General features: G+C 70.4%; 20 protein-coding genes. 10 read left to right on the top strand and 10 right to left on the bottom strand.

Features of this window, described 5'->3' with window-relative positions:
• Window positions 1–20: 20 nt before the first annotated feature.
• The 7 genes from ACFT4A_RS11580 to ACFT4A_RS11550 form a co-directional block, all read right to left on the bottom strand.
• Window positions 21–1,307 (bottom strand): polysaccharide lyase family 1 protein, encoded by a 1,287-nt coding sequence (locus ACFT4A_RS11580; protein WP_382828236.1) that lies wholly within the window; start codon window positions 1,305–1,307, stop codon window positions 21–23.
• Entirely contained in the window at window positions 1,304–2,200 is an 897-nt protein-coding gene (locus ACFT4A_RS11575; RefSeq protein WP_382828234.1) for a carbohydrate ABC transporter permease, read from the bottom strand. The genes ACFT4A_RS11580 and ACFT4A_RS11575 overlap by 4 nt, the downstream gene beginning before the upstream one ends.
• The gene (locus tag ACFT4A_RS11570) at window positions 2,197–3,132 is read right to left on the bottom strand and encodes a carbohydrate ABC transporter permease (protein ID WP_382828231.1); all 936 of its coding nucleotides are present in this window, start codon (window positions 3,130–3,132) and stop codon (window positions 2,197–2,199) included. Before ACFT4A_RS11570 ends, ACFT4A_RS11575 begins: the two co-directional genes overlap by 4 nt.
• 280 nt (window positions 3,133–3,412) lie before the next feature.
• Window positions 3,413–5,143 (bottom strand): L-arabinonate dehydratase, encoded by a 1,731-nt coding sequence (gene araD / locus ACFT4A_RS11565; RefSeq protein ID WP_382828228.1) that lies wholly within the window; start codon window positions 5,141–5,143, stop codon window positions 3,413–3,415.
• Window positions 5,140–6,051: a dihydrodipicolinate synthase family protein gene (locus ACFT4A_RS11560; protein WP_382828225.1), complete on the bottom strand. Its 912-nt coding sequence runs from the start codon at window positions 6,049–6,051 to the stop codon at window positions 5,140–5,142. Before ACFT4A_RS11560 ends, araD begins: the two co-directional genes overlap by 4 nt.
• Complete coding sequence (locus ACFT4A_RS11555; protein WP_376390044.1) at window positions 6,048–6,707, bottom strand: GntR family transcriptional regulator; 660 nt, start codon at window positions 6,705–6,707, stop codon at window positions 6,048–6,050. Before ACFT4A_RS11555 ends, ACFT4A_RS11560 begins: the two co-directional genes overlap by 4 nt.
• A 122-nt stretch (window positions 6,708–6,829) precedes the next feature.
• Window positions 6,830–7,426, bottom strand: a complete 597-nt coding sequence (locus tag ACFT4A_RS11550) for a TIGR03086 family metal-binding protein (protein ID WP_382828222.1) — start codon at window positions 7,424–7,426, stop codon at window positions 6,830–6,832.
• 138 nt (window positions 7,427–7,564) lie between these two features.
• Between ACFT4A_RS11550 and ACFT4A_RS11545 the strand changes: the two genes are divergently transcribed.
• The gene (locus tag ACFT4A_RS11545; RefSeq protein ID WP_382828220.1) at window positions 7,565–8,020 is read left to right on the top strand and encodes an SRPBCC domain-containing protein; all 456 of its coding nucleotides are present in this window, start codon (window positions 7,565–7,567) and stop codon (window positions 8,018–8,020) included.
• A gap of 74 nt (window positions 8,021–8,094) precedes the next feature.
• On the top strand, window positions 8,095–9,333 hold the full coding sequence (locus ACFT4A_RS11540) for an MFS transporter (RefSeq protein WP_382828217.1): 1,239 nt from the start codon (window positions 8,095–8,097) through the stop codon (window positions 9,331–9,333).
• Between the two features lie 164 nt (window positions 9,334–9,497).
• Here ACFT4A_RS11540 and ACFT4A_RS11535 read toward each other — a convergent pair whose 3' ends face one another.
• Window positions 9,498–10,664 carry a hypothetical protein gene (locus ACFT4A_RS11535; RefSeq protein WP_382828214.1) on the bottom strand — a complete coding sequence of 389 codons (1,167 nt, stop codon included), beginning with the start codon at window positions 10,662–10,664 and terminating at the stop codon, window positions 9,498–9,500.
• Between the two features lie 310 nt (window positions 10,665–10,974).
• Window positions 10,975–11,916, bottom strand: a complete 942-nt coding sequence (locus tag ACFT4A_RS11530; RefSeq protein ID WP_382828211.1) for a 5-dehydro-4-deoxyglucarate dehydratase — start codon at window positions 11,914–11,916, stop codon at window positions 10,975–10,977.
• A gap of 223 nt (window positions 11,917–12,139) precedes the next feature.
• Here ACFT4A_RS11530 and ACFT4A_RS11525 point away from each other — a divergent pair, with 223 nt between their 5' ends.
• From ACFT4A_RS11525 to ACFT4A_RS11490, 8 genes are all read left to right on the top strand, one after another.
• A complete protein-coding gene (locus tag ACFT4A_RS11525) occupies window positions 12,140–12,949 on the top strand; it encodes an NAD-dependent epimerase/dehydratase family protein (protein ID WP_382828209.1) in 810 nt (269 codons plus the stop codon).
• Window positions 12,950–13,261: 312 nt separating this feature from the next.
• On the top strand, window positions 13,262–14,029 hold the full coding sequence (locus ACFT4A_RS11520) for a DeoR/GlpR family DNA-binding transcription regulator (RefSeq protein ID WP_382828207.1): 768 nt from the start codon (window positions 13,262–13,264) through the stop codon (window positions 14,027–14,029).
• 78 nt (window positions 14,030–14,107) lie between these two features.
• Complete coding sequence (locus tag ACFT4A_RS11515) at window positions 14,108–15,481, top strand: ABC transporter substrate-binding protein (protein ID WP_382828204.1); 1,374 nt, start codon at window positions 14,108–14,110, stop codon at window positions 15,479–15,481.
• Window positions 15,478–16,419 (top strand): carbohydrate ABC transporter permease, encoded by a 942-nt coding sequence (locus ACFT4A_RS11510; RefSeq protein ID WP_215122245.1) that lies wholly within the window; start codon window positions 15,478–15,480, stop codon window positions 16,417–16,419. Before ACFT4A_RS11515 ends, ACFT4A_RS11510 begins: the two co-directional genes overlap by 4 nt.
• Window positions 16,416–17,240, top strand: coding sequence for a carbohydrate ABC transporter permease (locus ACFT4A_RS11505; protein ID WP_382828201.1), 825 nt, complete (start codon window positions 16,416–16,418; stop codon window positions 17,238–17,240). The genes ACFT4A_RS11510 and ACFT4A_RS11505 overlap by 4 nt, the downstream gene beginning before the upstream one ends.
• Window positions 17,237–18,226 (top strand): zinc-dependent alcohol dehydrogenase family protein, encoded by a 990-nt coding sequence (locus ACFT4A_RS11500; RefSeq protein ID WP_382828198.1) that lies wholly within the window; start codon window positions 17,237–17,239, stop codon window positions 18,224–18,226. Before ACFT4A_RS11505 ends, ACFT4A_RS11500 begins: the two co-directional genes overlap by 4 nt.
• 270 nt (window positions 18,227–18,496) lie before the next feature.
• On the top strand, window positions 18,497–18,718 hold the full coding sequence (locus ACFT4A_RS11495; RefSeq protein WP_382828195.1) for a hypothetical protein: 222 nt from the start codon (window positions 18,497–18,499) through the stop codon (window positions 18,716–18,718).
• A 64-nt stretch (window positions 18,719–18,782) separates the two neighbouring features.
• Window positions 18,783–19,991, top strand: a complete 1,209-nt coding sequence (locus ACFT4A_RS11490; protein ID WP_382828482.1) for a TerD family protein — start codon at window positions 18,783–18,785, stop codon at window positions 19,989–19,991.
• 131 nt (window positions 19,992–20,122) lie between these two features.
• On the opposite strand, the gene ACFT4A_RS11485 is transcribed toward ACFT4A_RS11490, so the two are convergent.
• Window positions 20,123–20,698, bottom strand: a complete 576-nt coding sequence (locus ACFT4A_RS11485; RefSeq protein ID WP_382828192.1) for a TetR/AcrR family transcriptional regulator — start codon at window positions 20,696–20,698, stop codon at window positions 20,123–20,125.
• Window positions 20,699–20,748: the final 50 nt, after the last annotated feature.

The raw sequence follows: 20,748 nt of genomic DNA, 5'->3' as shown, positions 1-20,748 counted from the left end.
GGCGTCGATGATGCGACCGGTCACGGGATCCTCCCCGCTCCCGCGCCGCGGGCCACGGCCCGGTCGGCCGCCGCTGCGCTGTCGATCCGCCCGTGCAGGGTGGGGGTCCAGCCGACGTCGGCGGTCAGATCGCGTTCGCTGCCCGAGTTGTAGGCGTTGTAAATCGCGAGCAGGTCGACCGGGTAGCCGTTGAAGAGGGTGCCGCTCTGGTGCAGGGCGCTGCCGTTCCAGCTCTTGACCAGGTCGGCGACCTCCACATGGCCGGGGGCGTGGAAGGCGTTGCTCTCGGCGAAGATCCTCGACTCGGTGGAGACGCCGAGGGAGTAGCGGTAGTCGTCGCCGGTGACGTCGTAGCGGTTGTTGTAGACGTGCACCTGCCCGAAGCGGACGCGCGGGGCGCGCTGCACGACCGACTCGAAGGCGTTGTGGTGCAGGGTGACCCGGAGCTTGCCCCGGTCGCCGGTGGCGGTGTCGCCGTTGCCGATGAGCATCGCCTTGTCGTGGTCGGCGAAGCGGCTCCAGGAGACGGTCACCAGGTCGGAGCCGTTGGTGATGTCGAGCAGTCCGTCGTGGCGCAGGTAGTTGCGGGCGAAGTAGGTGGGTTCCTTCGCGTCGGGGTGGCCCCGGTCGGATGCGGTGATGTGGTCGACCCACACATGGGTGGCGCCGGTCAGCCAGATCGTGTCGTAGGCCGCCTTCCAGTCGCCGAGGCCGCCGGTGTTGGGCTGCCAGACGGGGAAGCAGTCGTAGGCGTCGCGCACGTCGAGGTTGCGGATGATCACGTTGTCCGCGTCCTTGACCTGGAGGCTGGCGCCCTTGAGGACGGCCGAGTCGCCGAGGCCGACGATGGTGGTGTTCGAGCCGACGGGCAGCACGATCCGCTCGGCCTGCCGCGCGGCGGAGGCCTGGCGGGCCTCCTCCTGCGGGCCGCTGGGCTTGGCGGAGCCCCAGGTGCGGGGGTCGTAGGCGGCGAGGTACTTCTTCAGGGCGTAGTCGCCGGTGGCGTAGTCGGAGCAGTCCAGGCGGTCGCCGTCGTCGTCGGTGTTGGCGTCGATGGTCCCGGCGATCCTGATGATCTTCGGGGTGTCGCTGCCGCCGTCGAGGGCGCGGACCAGTCCGGCCCGGTCGGTGACGGTGAAGACGTGCTCGGCGTCGGCGGCGGCGCCTCCGGTGGTGCCCGCGCCCTCGGCGGCCCAGCCGTCGTTCGCGGGCAGGGTGTCGCGGCTGATGTCCCGGTCCTCGGCGTGGGCGGGGACGCAGAGCAGCGCCAACAGCCCAGCGGCGACGGCCAGTTGTCTGCCTCTCATCCCTTCACCGCCCCCGCGCTGAACCCGGTGATCAGCCACTTCTGGATGAAGGCGAACACGATCACGACCGGGACGGCCGCGATGATGCCGCCCGCCGCGAGGGCGCCCAGGTCGACACTGTCCGCGCTCATCAGGGAGTTGAGGCCGACGGGGATCGTCTGCTTGTCCTGGTTGTTCAGGAACATCAGGGCGAACAGGAAATGGTTCCAGGAGTGGACGAAGGCGAACGAGCCGACGGCGATCAGGCCGGGCCGCAGCAGCGGCAGCACCACGATCCGGAAGGCCGTCATGCGGTTGCAGCCGTCCACCCAGGCCGCCTCCTCCAGGGAGTACGGCACGTTCTTGATGAAGTTGCTGATCAGGATCATCGACAGCGGCAGCTGGAAGACCGTCTCGGCGAGGATGACACTGCCCAGCGAGTTGATCATCTGCAGTTCGGCGAAGATCTCGAACAGCGGCACCAGCAGCAGGGCGCCCGGCACGAACTGGCTGCACAGCAGGGCCAGCATGAACGCCCGCTTGATCTTGAAGTCGAACCGGGCGAGGGCGTAGCCGCCGGCCAGTGCGACGAGCGTCGTCATGAGCAGGGTGGCGACGCCGACGAGCACGCTGTTGGTGAAGTAGGTGCCGAAGCTGCGGTCCGTCCACACCTTCTCGAAGTGCTCGAAGGTCATCGGCCAGGGCACGAGCGAGGTCGAGCCGGCCGGGCGCAGCGAGAAGAGCAGGATCCAGTAGAAGGGGATGAGGGTGAAGACCAGGTAGATGCCCAGGGGCAGGTAGACCTGCCAGCGGGGTGCCTCGTCCCAGGCGCGGTTCCTCTTCGTGGGCCGCGGCGGTTCGGGGGCGTCTCGCACCGGAGCGGGCGCCGCCTTGGTGGCTTCCTTGACGCTCACTTGTTGTCGCCTCCGAACTTGCTCAGCCGCAGATAGACCATCGAGCAGAAGAGCAGGATCACGAACGCGACCGTGGTCAGGGCGGACGCGTAGCCGAAGTTGTGGGCGTCGACCGAGGTGTTGGCGATGTACAGCGGGAGGGTCGTGGTCTCCCCCGCAGGGCCGCCGCCGGTCAGCGTGTAGAGCAGGTCGACGTTGTTGAACTCCCACACCGCGCGCAGCAGTGTGGACAGGATGATGGCGTCCTTCAGATGCGGCAGCGTGATGTGCCAGAACTGCTTGATGCGGCTGGCCCCGTCGACCTCGGCGGCCTCGTACAGGTCCTTCGACACGGACTGGAGGTCGGCGAGGATGAGGATCGCGAAGAAGGGAACGCCCCGCCACAGGTCGGCCACGACCGCCGCCGGGAACACCGTGGAGGTGTCCGACAACCAGCTCGTGCCGTAGGAGCCGATGCCCATGTCCGCGAGGTAACGGGTGATGCCCGTCTGGGAGTTGTAGAGCAGCACCCAGATCGCGGAGGTCAGTACGCCGGAGACGGCCCACGGGGAGAAGACCAGGGCGCGTCCCAGGCCCCGGCCCACGAAGGTCTGGTTGACGATGAGGGCCAGCGCGAGACCGAACAGCAGCTGGAGTCCGACCTCGACGACGACCCACTTGGCGCTGAAGACCAGCGTGTCCCAGAAGATCGGGTCCTTGGTGAAGGCGTGGACGAAGTTGTCGAAGCCCGCGTAGCCGTTCCGCCACGGCTTGGTGGGGTTGTAGTTCTGCAGGCTGTAGTAGAAGACGCTGATGACCGGGTAGGCGATGAAGCCCAGCATGAGCAGGGCGGCCGGGGCGATCAGCAGGTACGGGAGCCTGCGCGGCGTGGCGGAGGCCCGGCGCCGCCGGGGTGGCGCGGGCGGTTTCGCCACGGCTGCGGCTTGGGCCATGACTGTGTTCTCCGTTCTCAGTACGTTCGCACTTCGCGCACGGGTTCGCGTGAAGCGCTTTCTTTCCAAGCAGGGTGGTGCCGGGTCGTGCTGAGGTGCGTGGGCGCGCCGAAGAGGCGCGGGTGGTGCGTGGGCGCGCCGAGGTGGCGCGGGTGGTGCCTGAGCGGTGCGGTGCGGTGCTGTGGCGCAAGGGTGGTGCTGTGGCGCGAGGGTCGTACCGTGTCGCTGAGGTAGTGCCGTGGCGCTGGGTCGTGCCGTGGGGCGTGTCGTGCCGTGGGGCTCAGCCCGCGTACGGGTCCTGCACCTTGCCCGAGCGGGCCAGGAACTCGAAGTCGCAGCCGGTGTCGGCCTGCGTGATCTGCTCGTTGTAGAGCGCGCCGTAGCCGCGCTCGTACCGGGTGGGCGGCGGCGTCCAGTCCGCCCTGCGCCGCTCCAGCTCCTCTTCGTCCACGTGGAGATGGAGGGTGCGCGCCTCGACGTCGAGGGTGATGGCGTCACCGGTGCGGACGAGGGCGAGCGGTCCGCCGACGTACGACTCCGGTGCCACGTGCAGCACGCACGCGCCGTAACTCGTGCCGCTCATCCTGGCGTCGGAGATCCGGACCATGTCCCGGACGCCCTGCTTGAGCAGGTAGTCGGGCAGGGGCAGCATCCCGTACTCGGGCATGCCCGGGCCGCCCTTGGGGCCGGCGCCCCGCAGCACGAGGACGTGCTCGGGGGTGATGCCGAGCGACGGGTCGTTGATGGTGCGCTGCATCGTCTTGTAGTCGTCGAAGACGACCGCGGGACCGGTGTGCTTGAGCAGGTGCCGCTCGGCCGCGATGTGCTTGATGACGGCGCCGTCGGGGCAGAGGTTGCCGCGCAGCACGGCGACCCCGCCCTCCCCCGCCACCGGGTTGTCCCGGGTGCGGATGACGTCGTCGTCGTGAACGACGGCGTCCCCGATCTGCTCTCCCAGGGTCCCGTTGACGGTGGGCCGGTCCAGATGCAGCAGGTCGGTGATCCGCGAGAGGAAGGCGGGCAGACCGCCGGCGAAGTGGAAGTCCTCCATGAGGTACGTCTGTCCGCCGGGCCGGACGTTGGCGAGCACCGGCACGGTGCGGGCGATGCGGTCGAAGTCGTCGAGGGTGAGCTGGACCTGGCAGCGCCCCGCCATCGCGATCAGGTGGATGACGGCGTTGGTGGAGCCGCCGAGCCCGAGCACCGTGGTGACGGCGTCCTCGAAGGCCTCGCGGGTGAGGATCCGGGACGGCCGAAGCGCGGTCCAGGCGAGTTCCACGGCACGGCGCCCGGAGGCGGCGGCCATCCGCTCGTGCCCGGAGTCGACGGCCGGGATCGAGGAGGCGCCCGGCAGCGTCATACCGAGGGCTTCCGCCGCCGCGGTCATCGTCGACGCGGTCCCCATGGTCATGCAGTGACCGGGTGAGCGCGCCAGCCCGCCCTGCAGATCCCTCAGTTCGCAGTCGGTCAGGTTGCCCGCGCGGTGCTCGTCCCAGTACTTCCACATGTCGGTGCCGGACCCGAGGGTCTCACCGCGCCAGTGGCCCGGCAGCATCGGCCCCGCAGGCACGAAGATCGCCGGTACGTCGGCCGAGGCCGCGCCCATGAGCAGCGCGGGCGTCGACTTGTCGCAGCCGCCGAGCAGCACCGCCGCGTCGATCGGGTACGACCGCAGCAACTCCTCCGTCTCCATCGCGAGCAGGTTGCGATAGAGCATCGGGGTCGGCTTCTGGTACGTCTCGGAGAGCGTGGCGACCGGGAACTCCAGCGGGAAGCCGCCGGCCTGCCACACTCCCCGCTTGACCGCCTCGGCGCGCTCGCGCAGATGGACATGGCAGGGATTGATGTCGGACCAGGTGTTCAGGACGGCGATCACCGGGCGGCCCCGGTACTCCTCCGCCTCGTAACCGAGCTGGCGCATACGGGCGTTGTGCGACCAGGTGCGCAGCTGGCCCTCGGCGCCGTACCACTGGTGGCTCCTGAGGTCCTCGGGGCTCAGCCTGCCGGTCATATCGACCACCCCGCGGCGATGGCGGCGACCTCGGCGCGCTCGCTCTCCGGCAGCGGCTTGCTCGGCGGGCGCACCTCGCGGCGGCACAGCCCGAGGGAGGCGAGGGCCTCCTTGACGACGGTGACGTTGTTGGCGGAGCCGCTGTCGGCGCGCAGTTCCTCGAAGCGGCGGATCTGCTCCCAGACCTTCATGGCGGCCGGGTAGTCGCCGGAGCGCAGCGCCTCGATCATGTTCAGGGAGACGGCGGGGGCGACATTCACGAGCCCGGAGGTGAAGCCGGTGGCGCCCGCGGAGAAGTAGGAGGGGGCGTACGGCTCGGCGAGGCCCGCCACCCACACGAACCGCTCAAGACCCGCGTCACGGGCGAAGGCGGCGAACCTGGCGGCGTCCGGAACGGCGTACTTCACGCCGATGACGTTCGGGCAGGCGTCGGCGAGTTCGGCGAGCCGGGCACCGGTGAGCTGCGGATTGCGGACGTACGGGACGACCCCCAGCTCGGGCACGGCCTCGGCGACGGCGCGGTGGTAATCGACCCAGCCGCCCTGGGAGACGTACGGGTGGACGGGCTGGTGGACCATCACCATCCGGGCCCCGAGTTCACGGGCGTGCCGGGCGGAGGCGATGGCGGTCGGCACGTCGTGGCCGACCCCGACCAGGACGACGGCCCGGTCCCCTGCCTCGTCCATGGTCAACTCGGTGACCAGGCGGCGCTCTTCGGGGGTCAGGGCGTAGAACTCGCCGGTGTTGCCGTTCGGGGTGAGGGTCGTGATGCCGCCGTCGAGCAGACGGCGCAGCAGGGCCCGGTAGGTGTCCTCGGCGACGGAGCCGTCCTCGGCGAACGGGGTCACCGGGATCGCCACCACGTCGGCCAGGGCCGCCCGCTGGGTCTCGAACGCCACGCTGCTCATTGCTGACCTTCCTGTTCCAGTCCTGCCTCGGGGAAAGCGCGCCGTACGAAGGACGCGATGTGGGAGTGGAGGGCGCGGGCCGCGCCGTCGGCGTCGCCGTCGAGGGCGAGCCGGAGGATCTCGCGGTGCTCGCCGGCCTCCCGCTCCCAGGAGGGCGAGGCGGCCCAGGCGACGGCGGAGACCAGGGCGGCCTGGTCGCGGACCTCGTCGAGCATCCGGCCGAGCAGCGGGTTGCCGCAGGGCAGGTACAGGGCGCGGTGGAACTCCCGGTTGGCGAGGGAGCGTTCGGCGGTGTCGATGGCCGCGTCGGCCCTGGTCAGCGCCTCACGGGCGGCGTCCAGGGAGGCCCCGCGCTGTACGGCGCGCTTCAGCGCCTCGGGTTCCAGCAGCAGCCGTACGTCGTAGACCTCGCGTGCCATGTCCGCGTCCACCAGGCGCACGGTGACGCCCTTGTACTGGCTCATCACGACCAGCCCGGTCCCGGCGAGGGTCTTGAGGGCCTCGCGCACCGGGGTCTTCGACACCCCGAACTGTGCGGCGAGCTCGGTCTCGACCAGCGCCTGCCCGGGCGTCAACTGCCCGGTGAGGATGCGGTGTTTGATCCCTTCCAGCACGAACTGCGTGCGGGAGGGGATCGGCGTGGGCACAGAGGTCATGCGCGCCTCTCGGATCTCGCGTATCGCGTCTCATATATGACGTACGAAGTACGACGCGATGACGGTAGGAGGGGCGCGTTTGTTTCGTCAATGCTTCTGACAGAGGAAGTAGCAATCGCTTTCTACGACCTGGGGGCCCACTCCGGGTCCCGCCCGCTCAGTCCCACCGCCCTGGCCAGCAGTGGGGCGTCCGCCTCCACACGGACGACGGGTCCGAAGATCTCGCCCCGGCCGGGGTCGTCGACGGCCGCCTCGAGGAAGCCGTGGCACGCCTGAAGGGCGGCCGGGTCGGGGACGTAGCGCTGACCGGTCGCACGGGCCAGGTCCCAGCCGTGGATCACCAGCTCGTCATTGGCGACGAGGCCCGCGATCTCCCCGGGCAGGTCCAGGCCTCCGGCCCGGGTCATGCCGGTCCACGCGGCCGGGTCGCGCCAGGCCTCGGCAAGTTCGCCGAGCACCTTGGGCAGCTCCTCGCGCCAGCCGGGGCCGATGTCCGGGAGCGCGGACTGCGGGTTCGTGTCGGTCGTGGCGCCGAGGTCCTTGCGGCCGGCGTCACGGAAGGCGGCGGCCAGTCCGGTCAGGTGGCCCAGCACGTGGCGCACCGCGTACTCGGGGCAGGGCGTCGGGTCCGCGAGCTGCTCGTCGGTGACAGCTTCGGCCAGGCGTGCCACGACCGCCGTCTGCGGTCCGAGGTCGAGGGTCGGGGTCGTGTCGGTCATCGGCTGCTCCCTCTGATGTCCTGATGCCGTTCCTGGGAGGTATTGGGAGGTAGACCGACGGCGACCGCGGAACTCATCTCCCGGCCTAAAATACATATAGGGGTTATTCCAGTCATCTTCGGTGACAGGTGGTGCGTAATGACACAGGACGGCGCGCTGAGACTGCATCTGGAGTACGAGCTGGACGATCTGTGCCCGGTCGTGTTCCGCAAGCTGACCGAGCCCCGGGAACTGGCACGCTGGTGGGGCCCGGACGGGTTCAGCACCCCGGGTGTGGAGATCGACCTCCGACCGGGCGGTGCCTACCGGATCGCGATGCAGCCCCCGGAAGGCGAGCTGTTCTACCTGGTCGGCGAATACATCGACGTCGATCCCCCGGTAGGCCTGTCGTACACCTTCCGCTGGGAAGATCCCGATCCCGAGGACCGGGAGACGGTGGTGACACTGTCGCTGCACGACACCGACGTCAGACGGTCCGAGCTCACCCTCGACCAGGGCGACTTCGCCACCGAGCGGCGGCGGGCCCTCCACGAGGAAGGCTGGGTGCAGAGCCTCGGCAAGCTGGGGGAAATGCTCGCCTCACCCTGGGACTGATCACTGCCCCCGAGCTGAAATTAAGGCACCCTCCCGATCCCTCAGCATGGTCCTTAGTCCCACGATGGCCAGGCATGACGACCAAGTCGACCTGGCCTCTCGTGCTCGTCCTGCGCGACCGCAACGCGGGGCTCTACCTCTCCTCCGTGGTGGTCTCCGGCTTCGGCACCTCGGCCCTGTGGCTCGCGTCCGGCGTCTGGGTCAAGGACCTCACCGGCTCGGACGGCCTGGCCGCGCTGTGCATGCTCGCCATGTGGGTGCCGACCCTGGCCGGCCCGCTGCTGGGCACCCTCGCCGACCGGGGCAGCCGCAAGCCGCTGCTGATCGGCGTGAACGTGCTCCTGGGCGCCCTGCTGCTCACCCTCGTGAGCGTCGACGCCCCGGGCGACCTGTGGCTGCTGTACGCGGTGCTGTTCGTGTACGGCGCGGCGGGCGTCGTCCATGACGCGGCCGAGTCGGCGCTGGTGGCCGACGCCGTCGACTCGTCCCTGCTCGGCGACTTCAACGGCCTGCGCATGACGGCCACCGAGGGCATGAAACTCCTGGCCCCGCTGGCGGGCGCGGGACTGTACGCGGCGTACGGCGGTGCGAGCGTCGCCCTCCTGGACGCCGCGACGTTCGTGCTGGCCACAGGGCTGTACGCGCTACTGCGGGTCCGTGAGCAGCAGCCCGCGCCACCCACCGAAAACCGCCGGAAGCGAACCGCCGAGGGCGCCCACCACCTCTGGTCCCACCCCGTGCTGCGCCCCCTGGTCCTGGCGGGCGGCGCCACCATGCTGTGCGCCGGGGTGAACGGGGCGATGATCTACGCCGTCGTCGACGGCCTCGGGCACTCCCCCGCGTACGCCGGTGTGCTGTACGCCGTCCAGGGCGCCGGGTCGGTCGCGATCGGTCTGCTCTCCGGCACGGCCCTGCGCCGACTGGGCGCGCGGCGCTTCGCGGCGTACGGCATCGCTCTGCTGGCCGTCGCGGTGGCCCTGCGCGCGGTGCCGTCCGACCCACTGGCGCTGCTGTGCAGCGCGGCGATCGGCGCGGGCCTGCCCGCCGTACTGATCGCCACCCTGACCTCGGTGCAACGCGAGACCCCCGGCCCACTGCTGGGCCGTGTCACCGCCACGGCCAACACGCTGGTGTACACCCCGAACGTGCTCGGCCTGGCCACCGGGGCGGCCCTGGTCGAGCTGACCGGCCACCGGCTGATCCTGTTGGCCCTGGGCGCGGCCCTACTGACAACAGCGGCCCCACTGCTCCACCGCCCGGCCCGGGCGGAACGGACCGGGTCGAGGTCACCGTCGGACACCAACGCGGAGTGAGGGAGCCACGGCTCCGCTTCGCCGAACCACTGGGGCAACCCTGACCAAACTGACCCCCACCGCCCGGTGCCGTCGACCCTGGCCGCAGCCTTCCCGGCGCCCGCCGCCCCGCCTGGCAAAGCCACCGTTCGATGGCACAGAGCCACCGGGGCGACCCCGCCGCGTCAGCGACCCGCGAGAGCGGAGCGGACCGTCTCCAGGTCCCCGTCCGATGCCAACCCGGCGTGATACAGCCGCAGCTCCGTGGCACCGAGGCGGCGGGCCTCGGCCATGTCGCCGGCGAGGGTGTCGGGGCTGCCGCCCATGCCCGAGATGACGGGGAGGTTGGCGGCGATGACGGCGCCGTCCTTGCCCTGGCTCGCGAACGGCGTCAGGGTGCCGGTGCCTCCCGCGCAGGGCACGACCACGCCGTCCGCGACGGAGAGGATGTGCGCCGGGTCGACGCCGGGGTTGGCGCCGACGTGGTAGGACACGGGGTCCGCGTGCAGCAGCACCTGGAAGCCGTCGGGGGCGGCGGCCCGGACCGCTGCTACGGCGTCCTCCTGGAGCGTGCGGGCGGTGTCGTCGCGCCACGCGCGCGTGGTGTGCGCGAGGGTCTCTCCGAGGAGCTTCTCGATGCCGGTCCAGCCCCCGTCGGAGGGCGTCGCCCCCTGCCAGACCGGCTCCAGCGCGGTCCGTACGGCGGCGGCCAGCTCGTCGGCGTCCAGGCCGTGCCGGCCGTAGCCCTCCCGGCAGGACGGGCAGAAGCAGAGCGCCATCAGGTACTCCCCGGCGTCCCCGAGGCCGACGCCGCCGGTCTTGTCGTGGGCGTGCAGATGCTGCAGTCCGTACCAGCCGAGGGACTCCAGCTCGGTGCCCCGCGCCCCGGGCCGTACCGCCGCCTCCGCCGCCAGGTCGGTCAGGTACGCGCGCGTGGCGGGCTGGGCGATGCACGGTGCCCAGGGGTAGCGGTCACCGTAGGCGTTGACGACCGAGGTGTCCGGGTGCTCGGCGCCGAGGCGGGAGTTGTGCGCGAGGACGACCCAGGTGTGCACCTCCAGGCCGGCGTCCGCGAGAACGACCGCGGCCTCCCCGAAGGCGTCCCCGGGGGCCCAGGCACCGGCCGCGTAGGGGCGCAGCTCCCGCCCCTCCCAGCGGTCGCCCGCCGGATAGAGCACCGAGGCGTGCTCGGCGGTGACGATGCGGTGGCGCGGGTGGCGGGGCGTGAGGGCGCGCGTGGAGTGGTAGGCGGCGGCAAGCGTCACCTGCTCCACACCGAGCGCGGCGATCCGCGCGGGCGCCTCCGGATCCCCGTTGACGTCCCAGGGGTAGACGAATGCCGACGCCTTCACCGCATCTCCTTCCAGGAAGCCCCAGCCTTCGCGCCGGGGACGAATCGAACCCCTGCAGAGCAGAGCTGGGGACGGGGCTTCACCCCAAGGGCGAAATGCCGCCTACACAATCGGGTAGTCCGCACACCGTGCGTAGCGAGAACCAAGCACGCACAACGCGCTGAGCGAGAGCCAAGCTGGCGCACACCAACATTTTCGGGCAACCGGGCAGGTTCCGTCCCGGCTGGTGCCGAGGGAGTAAGACCTCGCTGGTCGCTGACCGGCGGGGCATCCTGAGCCAGGAATCCCCCCGCTACGACTGGGGGAGGGTTCAATTGGCCTCCTCCAGCAGCCCATAGCCGCGTTCGATCAGTTCGGCGAGCTGCTTGACATGATCCCCGGTCGGCTCGTGCAGCGGGGGCCGCACCTCGCCCACGTCGAGGCCGCGCAGCCGTACACCGGCCTTGACCAGGGCGACGGCGTAGCCGCGGCCCTGGGCGCGCAGTTCGACGAACGGGCGGAAGAAGCCGTCCAGCAGCTTCTCCACGGTCCGCTCGTCGCCGTTGCCGAGGGCCCGGTGGAAGGCGAGGGCCAGCTCGGGCGCGAAGCAGAACACGGCGGAGGAGTAGAGCGTGACGCCGAGGGCGCGGTAGGCGAGCTGGGTCTGCTCGGCGGTCGGCAGCCCGTTGAAGTACAGGAAGTCGCCCGGGACCTCCATGCGCACCGCGCTGATGATGCGCTGCATGAGGTCGAGGTCGCCGAGCCCGTCCTTGAGGCCGATGATCCCGTTCGTGCGGGCCAGTTCGACGACGGTCTCCGGGGTGAAGACAGCGTTGTCGCGCTGGTAGACGACCACGGGCAGGGAGGTCGCGGCGGCCACCTCCCGGTAGTGCCGCAGCAGCCCCTCCTGCCCGGCGACGACGAGGTAGGGCGGCATGGCGAGCAGCCCGTCCGCCCCGGCGGCCTCGGCGAGGCGGGCGTAGCGCACGGCGAGCGCGGTGCCGTACCCGGCGCCCGCGACGACCGGCACGCGCCCCTCGGTCGCCTCGACGGCCGCCCGGACGCACCGCTCGAACTCCTCGGGCGTGAGCGCGTGGAACTCGCCGGTGCCGCAGCAGGCGAACACGGCGGCAGCTCCGGCCTCCACCCCGCGGCGTACATGCGTGCGGTAGGCGTCGAGGTCCACGGAGCCGTCGGGGCCGTACGCGGTGACCGGGAAGAACAGCGGTCCGCTGGGGACGGTGAGCCGAGCGGCGAGAGGGGCTGACGTCACAAGCTCTCCCGGTTCCATATTCATGATTGGCGTCTATATTTCTGAACACCTCCACGCTAAGGCGCCGCCTTGGTGCCGGTCAAGCGCGCGAACCCGCGACGCACCAGCGGATTTGCCGCTCCCGTGCCACACTTGACGGGCTCCACCCCAGCTCCTTAGCGTGTCCACGCATATGAATGCCGTGCGCCCATGTACACGGCGGCCCATTCAAGGAGACCCGAGGATGCCCGCTCCCCGCACCGTTCTGCTCACCGGCGCCGCCGGCGGCCTCGGCACCCTGATGCGGGACCTGCTCCCGGCCTACGGCTACGAGCTGCGCCTGCTCGACCTGCGCCCGATCGAGGACGCGCCGGACGCGATCGTCGCCGACCTCGGCGACAAGGACGCCGTGCGCGAGGCGGTCCGGGGCGTCGACGCGATCATCCACCTCGCGGGCATCTCCCTGGAAGCCCCCTTCGAGAAGATCCTCAAAGCGAACATCGAGGGCACCTACCACTTGTACGAGGCCGCCCGTGAGGAGGGCGTCGGCCGGATCGTCTTCGCCTCCTCGAACCACGCCGTCGGCTACACCCCGCGCCCCCAGGGTTCCGACCCGCTCATCCCCATCGACACCCCGCACCGCCCGGACACCTTCTACGGCCTGTCCAAGTCCTTCGGCGAGGACCTCGCGCAGTTCTACTGGGACAAGCACGGCGTCGAGACGGTCTCGGTGCGCATCGGCTCCTGCTTCGCCGAGCCGACCAGCGTGCGCATGCTGTCGGTGTGGATGAGCCCGGCCGACGGCGCCCGCCTCCTCCACGCGAGCCTGACCGCCGAGAGCGTCGGCCACACCGTCGTCTACGGCTCCTCCGCCAACACCCGGCTCTGGTGGGACCTCACCACGGCACGGGCGCTCGGCTACGACCCCCAGGACGACTCCGAGCCCTTCGCCGAGAAGCTGATCGCCGAGCAGGGCGAACTGCGGGACGGCAACGAGGCGCACGCCTACCTCGGCGGCCAGTTCGTGACGGACCCGCCGATCTGGCCGTACTGACCCGAAGACATCACCTCACACGGCGGGCGGGCAGAGAACGGGCCCGCCCGCTCGGGCATTCGGGCACACCCCGGAAGACGGCAGGGCAACACCCTCAAGGGCGCGAGGAACCGCGCGACCAGCCACAACGCGCCCGCGGACGGCTACCGAGCCCCCGCGGCACTCCGCGAAAACTCACGACCGAACGGGCACACACGGGCAGGATCGCGCCCGCAACAGACCTGGCCACCGTCGAAGACCCGCTGTAGAACTTCCCCCATGGCCCGACCGAGGGCCCGAACGGGCAGCACAGCAGGGAGGCGGGTGACGGCCATGACCAGAACCGCGGAAGAACGTCAGCGCGAGATCGTGCTCGTCGCACGCCGCGACGGCGCGGTCGACGTCACCGCCCTCGCCGGCGAACTGGGCGTGGCCAAGGAGACCGTACGCCGGGATCTGCGCGTCCTGGAGGACCACGGCCTGCTCCGCCGTACGCATGGCGGCGCCTACCCCGTGGAGAGCGCCGGCTTCGAGACGACGCTCGCCTTCCGCGCCACCAGCCACGTCCCCGAGAAGCGCCGGATCGCGGCCGCCGCGGCCGAGCTGCTCGGGGACGCCGAGACCGTCTTCGTCGACGAGGGCTACACCCCGCAGCTCATCGCCGAGGCACTCCCCAGGGACCGGCCGCTGACCGTGGTCACCGCGTCCCTCCCGGTCGCGGGCGCGCTCGCCGAGACCGACACCGTCTCCGTCCTGCTGCTCGGCGGCCGGGTCCGCTCCGGCACCCTCGCCACCGTCGACCACTGGACGACGAAGATGCTGGCCGGCTTCGTCGTCGACCTGGCGTTCATCGGCGCCAACGGCATCTCCCGCGAACACGGCCTCACCACCCCCGACCCGGCCGTCAGCGAGGTCAAGACACAGGCGATCCGGGCCGCCCGCCGCACGGTCTTCGCGGGCGTGCACACCAAGTTCGGAGCGGTCAGCTTCTGCCGGTTCGCCGAGGTCGGCGCACTGGAGACGATCGTGACGAGCACGCTGCTGCCGACCGCCGAAGCCCACCGCTACTCACTGCTCGGACCCCAGGTCATCCGGGTCTGACACCACACCGACGTCCCCCATCGGGCGCAGCCATGCCCTGAACCACCCTTTATCTCCCCATACATCCAGGAGCGATCCATGCGAACCCAGAGCCGACGACGGCCACCGCGAGCCACGCTCGCCGCGGCCGCCGCAGGGACGCTGCTCGCCCCGCTGCTCTCCGGCTGCTGGGTCGGCGCGGGCGGGGCCGGATCCGGCGGCGACGCCATCAACGTCCTCATGGTCAACAACCCCCAGATGGTCGAGCTGCAGAAGCTGACCCGCGCCCACTTCACCAAGGAGACGGGCATCAAGGTCAACTTCACGGTCCTGCCCGAGAACGACGTCCGCGACAAGATCAGCCAGGACTTCGCCAACCAGGCCGGCCAGTACGACGTCGCCACCCTGTCCAACTACGAGATACCGATCTACGCCCGCAACGGCTGGCTGCACGAGATGAACGGCTACGTCGCCAAGGACCCGGCCTACGACGAGCGGGACGTCCTGAAGCCGATGCGCCAGTCCCTCACCGCGGAGGACGGCAAGCTCTACGGCCAGCCCTTCTACGGCGAGTCGTCGTTCCTGATGTACCGCAAGGACGTGTTCGAGAAGCAGGGCCTGACGATGCCCGCGCACCCCACCTGGCAGCAGGTGGCGGACCTCGCGGCGAAGACGGACGGCGCCGAACCGGGCATGAAGGGCATCTGCCTGCGCGGCCTGCCCGGCTGGGGCGAGGTGATGGCACCCCTGACGACGGTCGTGAACACCTTCGGCGGCACCTGGTTCGACAAGAACTGGAAGGCACGGCTCGACTCACCCGCCTTCGAGAAGGCGACGAAGTTCTACGTCGACCTGGTCCGCGAGCACGGCGAGTCCGGCGCCGCCCAGTCCGGCTTCGCCGAGTGCCTGAACAACATGACCCAGGGCAAGGTCGCCATGTGGTACGACGCCACCTCCGCGGCCGGATCCCTGGAGGCGGCGAAGTCGCCGGTCAAGGGCAAGGTCGGCTACGCCCCCGCACCCGTCGAGAAGACGAAGTCGTCCGGCTGGCTCTACACCTGGGCCTGGGGCATCCAGAAGTCCTCCCGCAACCCCGACAACGCCTGGAAGTTCGTCTCCTGGGCGTCCGGCAAGGGCTACGAGGAATTGGTCGGCGAGAAGGCCGGCTGGTCCAACGTCCCGGCCGGCAAACGGGCGTCGACATACGCCAACGCCGACTACCGCAAGGAGGCCGCCGCCTTCCAGGAGATGACCAAGGAGGCCATCGAGGGGGCCCGGCCCGACGATCCCGGCGTGCAGCCGCGGCCCGCGCCCGGCATCCAGTTCGTCGGCATCCCCGAGTTCACCGACCTCGGCACCAAGGTCTCCCAGGAGATCAGCGCGGCCATCGCCGGACGCCAGTCCGTCGAGTCGGCCCTGAAGAAGTCCCAGCAGCTCGCCGAGAAGATCTCCGAGGAGTACGAGGGACGATGACCGCCACGACAACGGCCCCCGCGGCCTCCCCCGAGCTCCGCACCCCGGCCCGCAGGCCCTCCGCCCGGCTGCGCGCCTGGGCCACCCGGGCCCCGCTGCTCCCCGCCCTGATCTTCATGGTCGTCGTCACCCAGCTGCCCTTCGTGGCCACGCTGGTGATCTCCTTCTTCGACTGGAACGCCCTCTATCCCGACGCCCGCCACTTCACCGGCCTCGACAACTACCAGGAGGTCCTCACCGACGCGGACCTGCGCCACTCGGTGTGGACGACCGTCCTGCTGACGGTGGCGGTGGTCCTGGCCAGCCTGGTGCTGGGACTCGTCCTCGCCCTGCTGCTGGACCGGAAATTCAGAGGCCGGGGCATCGTCCGCACCCTGCTGATCGCGCCGTTCCTGGTGGTCCCGGTAGCAGCGGCCCTGCTCTGGAAGCATGTGCTCTACAACCCTGAATACGGCCTGCTCAATGGGTTGTTGCACTATGTGGGCGGCCCACAACCCGACTGGATCTCCACCACCCCGCTCCTCGCGGTCGAGGCCTCCCTCGTCTGGCAGTGGACGCCGTTCATGATGCTGATCCTGCTCGCCGGACTGCAGAGCCGCGACCACGAGCAGGTCGAGGCGGCCCGGGTCGACGGCGCGAGCGACTGGCAGATCTTCGTCCATCTGACACTCCCGCATCTGCGCCGCTATCTCGAACTGGGCGCCCTGCTGGGCTCGATCTACATCGTCCAGAACTTCGACGCGGTCTTCACGATCACATCCGGCGGCCTGGGCACCGCCAACCTCCCCTACACCGTCTACCAGAGCTTCTACCAGGCCCACGAGAACGGCCTCGCCTCGGCCGCGGGCGTCCTGGTCGTCATCGGCTCCATCATCATCGCGACCTTCGCCCTGCGCGTGGTGTCGTCCCTGTTCCGCGAGGAGGCCTCCCGCGCATGAACGTCCTACGCCGTAACAGCATGGGCCTCATGGCCTGGCTGGCCGGGATCGTGTTCTTCCTGCCCATCGCCTGGATGGCCCTGACATCCCTCCACTCGGAAGCCGACGCGGCGACCAACCCGCCCTCCTTCGCGGCCTCCCTGACCCTGGACGGCTACCGCGAGTTCTTCGGCGCGGGCGGCGGCGCGAGCCCCTGGCCGGCGCTGATCAACTCGACGGTCGCGTCACTCGCCTCGACCCTGCTGGTACTGCTGCTGGCCTTCCCTGCGGCCTACGCGCTGTCGATCAACCGCGTCCGCAAGTGGACGGACGTCCTGTTCTTCTTCCTCTCCACGAAGATGCTGCCGGTGGTGGCGGGCCTGCTGCCGATCTACCTGTTCGCGAAGAACGCCGGGATGCTCGACAACATCTGGCTGCTGGTCATCCTCTACACCTCCATGAACCTGCCGATCGCGGTGTGGATGATGCAGTCCTTCCTCGCCGAGATCCCGGTCGCGGTGATCGAGGCGGCGAAGGTGGACGGGGCCAGACTGCCGACCGTCCTCGCGCGCGTGGTCGCCCCGATCTCCCTCCCCGGTATCGCCGCGACGGCGCTGATCTGCTTCATCTTCAGCTGGAACGAACTGCTCTTCGCACGGGTGCTGACCGGCGTGGTCGCCGAGACCGCCCCCGTCTTCCTGACCAGCTTCATCACCAGCCAGGGCCTGTTCCTGGCGAAGGTGTGCGCCGCGTCGCTCGTGATCTCCCTGCCGGTGCTCGCCGCGGGGTTCGCCGCCCAGGACAAGCTGGTCCAGGGCCTGTCGTTGGGAGCCGTGAAATGAAGGCCGCCGTCATCGAGTCCGTGGGCAAGGCCGTCGTCGCCGAGGTCCCGGACCCGACGCCAGGGCCGCGCGAGGTCGTCGTCGAAGTGGCCGCCTGCGGCCTCTGCGGCACCGATCTCCACATCCTCCAGGGCGAGTTCGCCCCGAAGCTGCCGATCGTGCCCGGGCACGAGTTCGCGGGCCAGGTGGTCGGCGTCGGCAACCGGGTCACCGAGATGTCGGTGGGCGACCGGGTCGCGGTCGACCCCTCGCTCTACTGCTACGAGTGCCGCTACTGCCGTACGGGCCACAACAACCTCTGCGAACGCTGGGCGGCGATCGGCGTGACCACGGCGGGCGGCGCCGCGCAGTTCGCGGTGGCCCCGGTGGCGAACTGCGTGAAGCTCCCGGAACACGTCCGCACGGAGGACGCGGCCCTCGTGGAGCCGCTGTCCTGCGCGGTACGCGGCTACGACGTGCTCCAGTCCCGCCTCGGCGCGCACGTCCTGATCTACGGCTCCGGAACGATGGGCCTGATGATGCTGGAACTGGCCAAGCGCACGGGCGCGGCCAGCGTGGACGTCGTCGACGTGAACCCGGCCCGTCTGGAGACGGCCCGCCGCCTCGGTGTCTCGGCGTCGGCGGCGAACCCCGACGAACTGGACCGGCCGCAGGGCTGGGACCTGGTCGTCGACGCCACGGGCAACGCGGCGGCGATCCAGGACGGCCTGGACCGGGTGGCGAAGGGGGGCACGTTCCTGCAGTTCGGCGTGGCCGACTATTCAACCCGCGTGACGATCGACCCGTACCGCATCTACAACCAGGAGATCACCATCACCGGCTCGATGGCGGTGCTGCACAGCTTCGAGCGGGCGGCGGAGCTCTTCGCGAACGGGGTGCTGGACCCGGAGATCTTCATCAGCGACCGCATCCCGCTGGAGCGGTACCCGCAGGCGCTGGAGCAGTTCGCGGCCGGCGTCGGCCGGAAGATCGTCGTGGTGCCGTAGCAGGACCGGACCGGTCAAAACGGCGCGTGGGATGCGACCCCCTCCGGCCGCACCCCACGCGTCCCCCGAGCACCGCCGGTCGTGCAAGATCCTTCCGCGCCAGTCTTGTGCAGCCGGACCGCCGAAGGGAACATCCGTCTGATGCCGATCTTCGACGGATTGATAGCGGAACACCTATCAATGAACGGCGGCCACAGGACGCGGGCCGACCGGAGCAGGCCAGGCGAAATTCGCTGGGGCCGCCCGTCTCCCGCCCCGTACCCTCACCGCATGCCAAGACCCCACGGATTCACCTACGAGCAGCACACGGGCGGAACCGTCCGCATCACCCACCACGGCCGCCCCGCCACCACCCTGAACGGCCCCCGCGCCGCCCAGTTCCTCACCGAGGTCGAGACCTCCGACCCCCAGCTCGTCATGGCCCGCTGGACCGGCAACTACAAGCGCGGCAACGAGCGCACCGCACGCGACCATCCCCGCAATCGCCGCTGACCCGATTGGGCTCAAGGTAAGGGAACGGCAAAACCGCCTCGCTCGTTCACCCGGCATGACAGCTATGACCCCCGGCTCGAACATCCCCCTGTCCGCCGCCCGCGTGACGGTGGACGTCGCCGCCCCGGTGCGGCTCGACGTATCGGGCCTGCTGCTCACCGCCGACGGCAAGGTGCGCTCCGACGACGACTTCATCTTCTACAACCAGCCGTCGGGCCCGGGCGTGACGTACCGCTCCGGCGGCGGCACCGCGCCCGACGCGATCACGGTCGACACGGCGGCCGTACCCCCCGGCATCGAGAAGATCATCGTCACCGCCAGCCCGGATGCCGCGGGCCAGACCTTCCAGGGCGTGGAGCCGACCGCCACGATCCGCAACGCGGACGACAGCTCCGTCCTGGCTTCCTTCACACCGCCGCAGCTCGGCAGCGAGACGGCCCTGGTGATCGTGGAGATCTACCTGCGCAACGGCCAGTGGAAGGCCCGCGCGGTCGGCCAGGGCTACGCCAACGGCCTCGCGGGCATCGCCACGGACTTCGGTGTGACGGTGGAGGAACCGGCCGCAGCGGCCCAGCCGGTGACCCCGCCCCCGGCCCCGATGCAGCCGCCGGTGGCCCCGCCGGCCCCGCCCGTCTCCACGCCCGCGGCACCCCCGGCCCCGGCCACCCCTCCCCCGCCGCCCGCGCCCGGCACCGGGAAGATCAACCTCGACAAGGGCCGCGTCAGTCTCCAGAAGAACCAGACCGTCTCCCTCGTCAAGGGCGGTCGCCCCCTGCTCTCCTCGGTCAAGATGGGCCTCGGCTGGGAGCCGGCGTACCGCGGCAAGGACATCGACCTCGACGCCTCGGTCATCGCCTACGGGCCGCAGCGCAACCACATCGACAGCTGCTACTTCGGCAAGCTCCAGATCGTGGGCGGCGCGATCAAGCACTCCGGTGACAACCTCACGGGTGAGGGCGGCGGGGACGACGAGGTGATCATGGTCGACCTCGGCCGGCTGCCGCAGGAGGTCACCGGCCTGGTCTTCACGGTCAACTCCTTCTCCGGCCAGAAGTTCACGGAGGTCGCCAAGGCCTACTGCCGCCTCCTGGACGGCACGACGGGCGAGGAGTTGGTCCGCTTCGACCTCACCAGCGCCGAGCCCCAGACCGGCGTGATGATGGCCAAGCTGATCCGCCAGTTCTCCGGCGAGTGGGACATGACCGCGATGGGCGACTTCGTGAAGTCCCGCACGGTCAGGGGCATGGTCAAGCCGGCAGCCCAGGCGCTGTAAACGACCTACGCACTCCCCGCGCCCTTCCAGGGGCGCGGGGAACTGCGCGACAAGCCACACACCTCCCGCACGCTCCAGAACCCCCGCACCCCCACGGCGCCTGGGACCCACGACCGGCACCGCCCCGCCACTCACACACCCCTCGGCCGCAACCCCTCCACCAACAGCATCAGATACCGCCGTACATACCCACACTCCGCATCGGCCAGCTCCGCCGCCACAGCGACCCCATGGACCAGCCGCAGAACATCGATCGGCTCGACATCCCCCCGCAGCGCCCCCGCCTCCCGCGCCGCCCGCACCAGCCGCCCCGCCGCGCCCTTCACCGAGTCACCGCAGGCCGTCCCCACGGGGGACCCCGTGTCCGTGACGGCAGGACCCAGCAACGCCTTGAGACCACGCACCGCGATCAGCCCGGCGCCGAGTTCGTACAGCCACTCCACCAGCGCCTCGCCCGGCGCCAGCCCGGCCGCCAGCTCGTCCGCCCGGGCCGCGATCGCCTCGATACGGTCGAGGTACACGGCCTCCAGCAGCGCCTGCCGGGTCGGAAAGTGCCGGTACAGCGTGCCGGAGCCGACCCCGGCCCGCTTGGCGATGTCGTCGAGCGACGCACTCTCCCCATGCTCGGCGAACGCCTCGGCGGCCGCCTTCAGCAACCGCTCGTAGTTACGCCGGGCATCCGCCCGCATGGGCCTGACCTGCGCCACGCAACCACTCCTCACGAGGTACGAGACACGAGAACCGGGGACTCTCTCCG

The sequence above is a fragment of the Streptomyces sp. NPDC057099 genome, from assembly GCF_042671245.1.
GTDB classification, from domain to species: domain Bacteria; phylum Actinomycetota; class Actinomycetes; order Streptomycetales; family Streptomycetaceae; genus Streptomyces; species Streptomyces purpurascens.
Note: the sequence above shows the minus strand (reverse complement) of the source record. Positions and strands in the feature narration are given on the sequence as shown.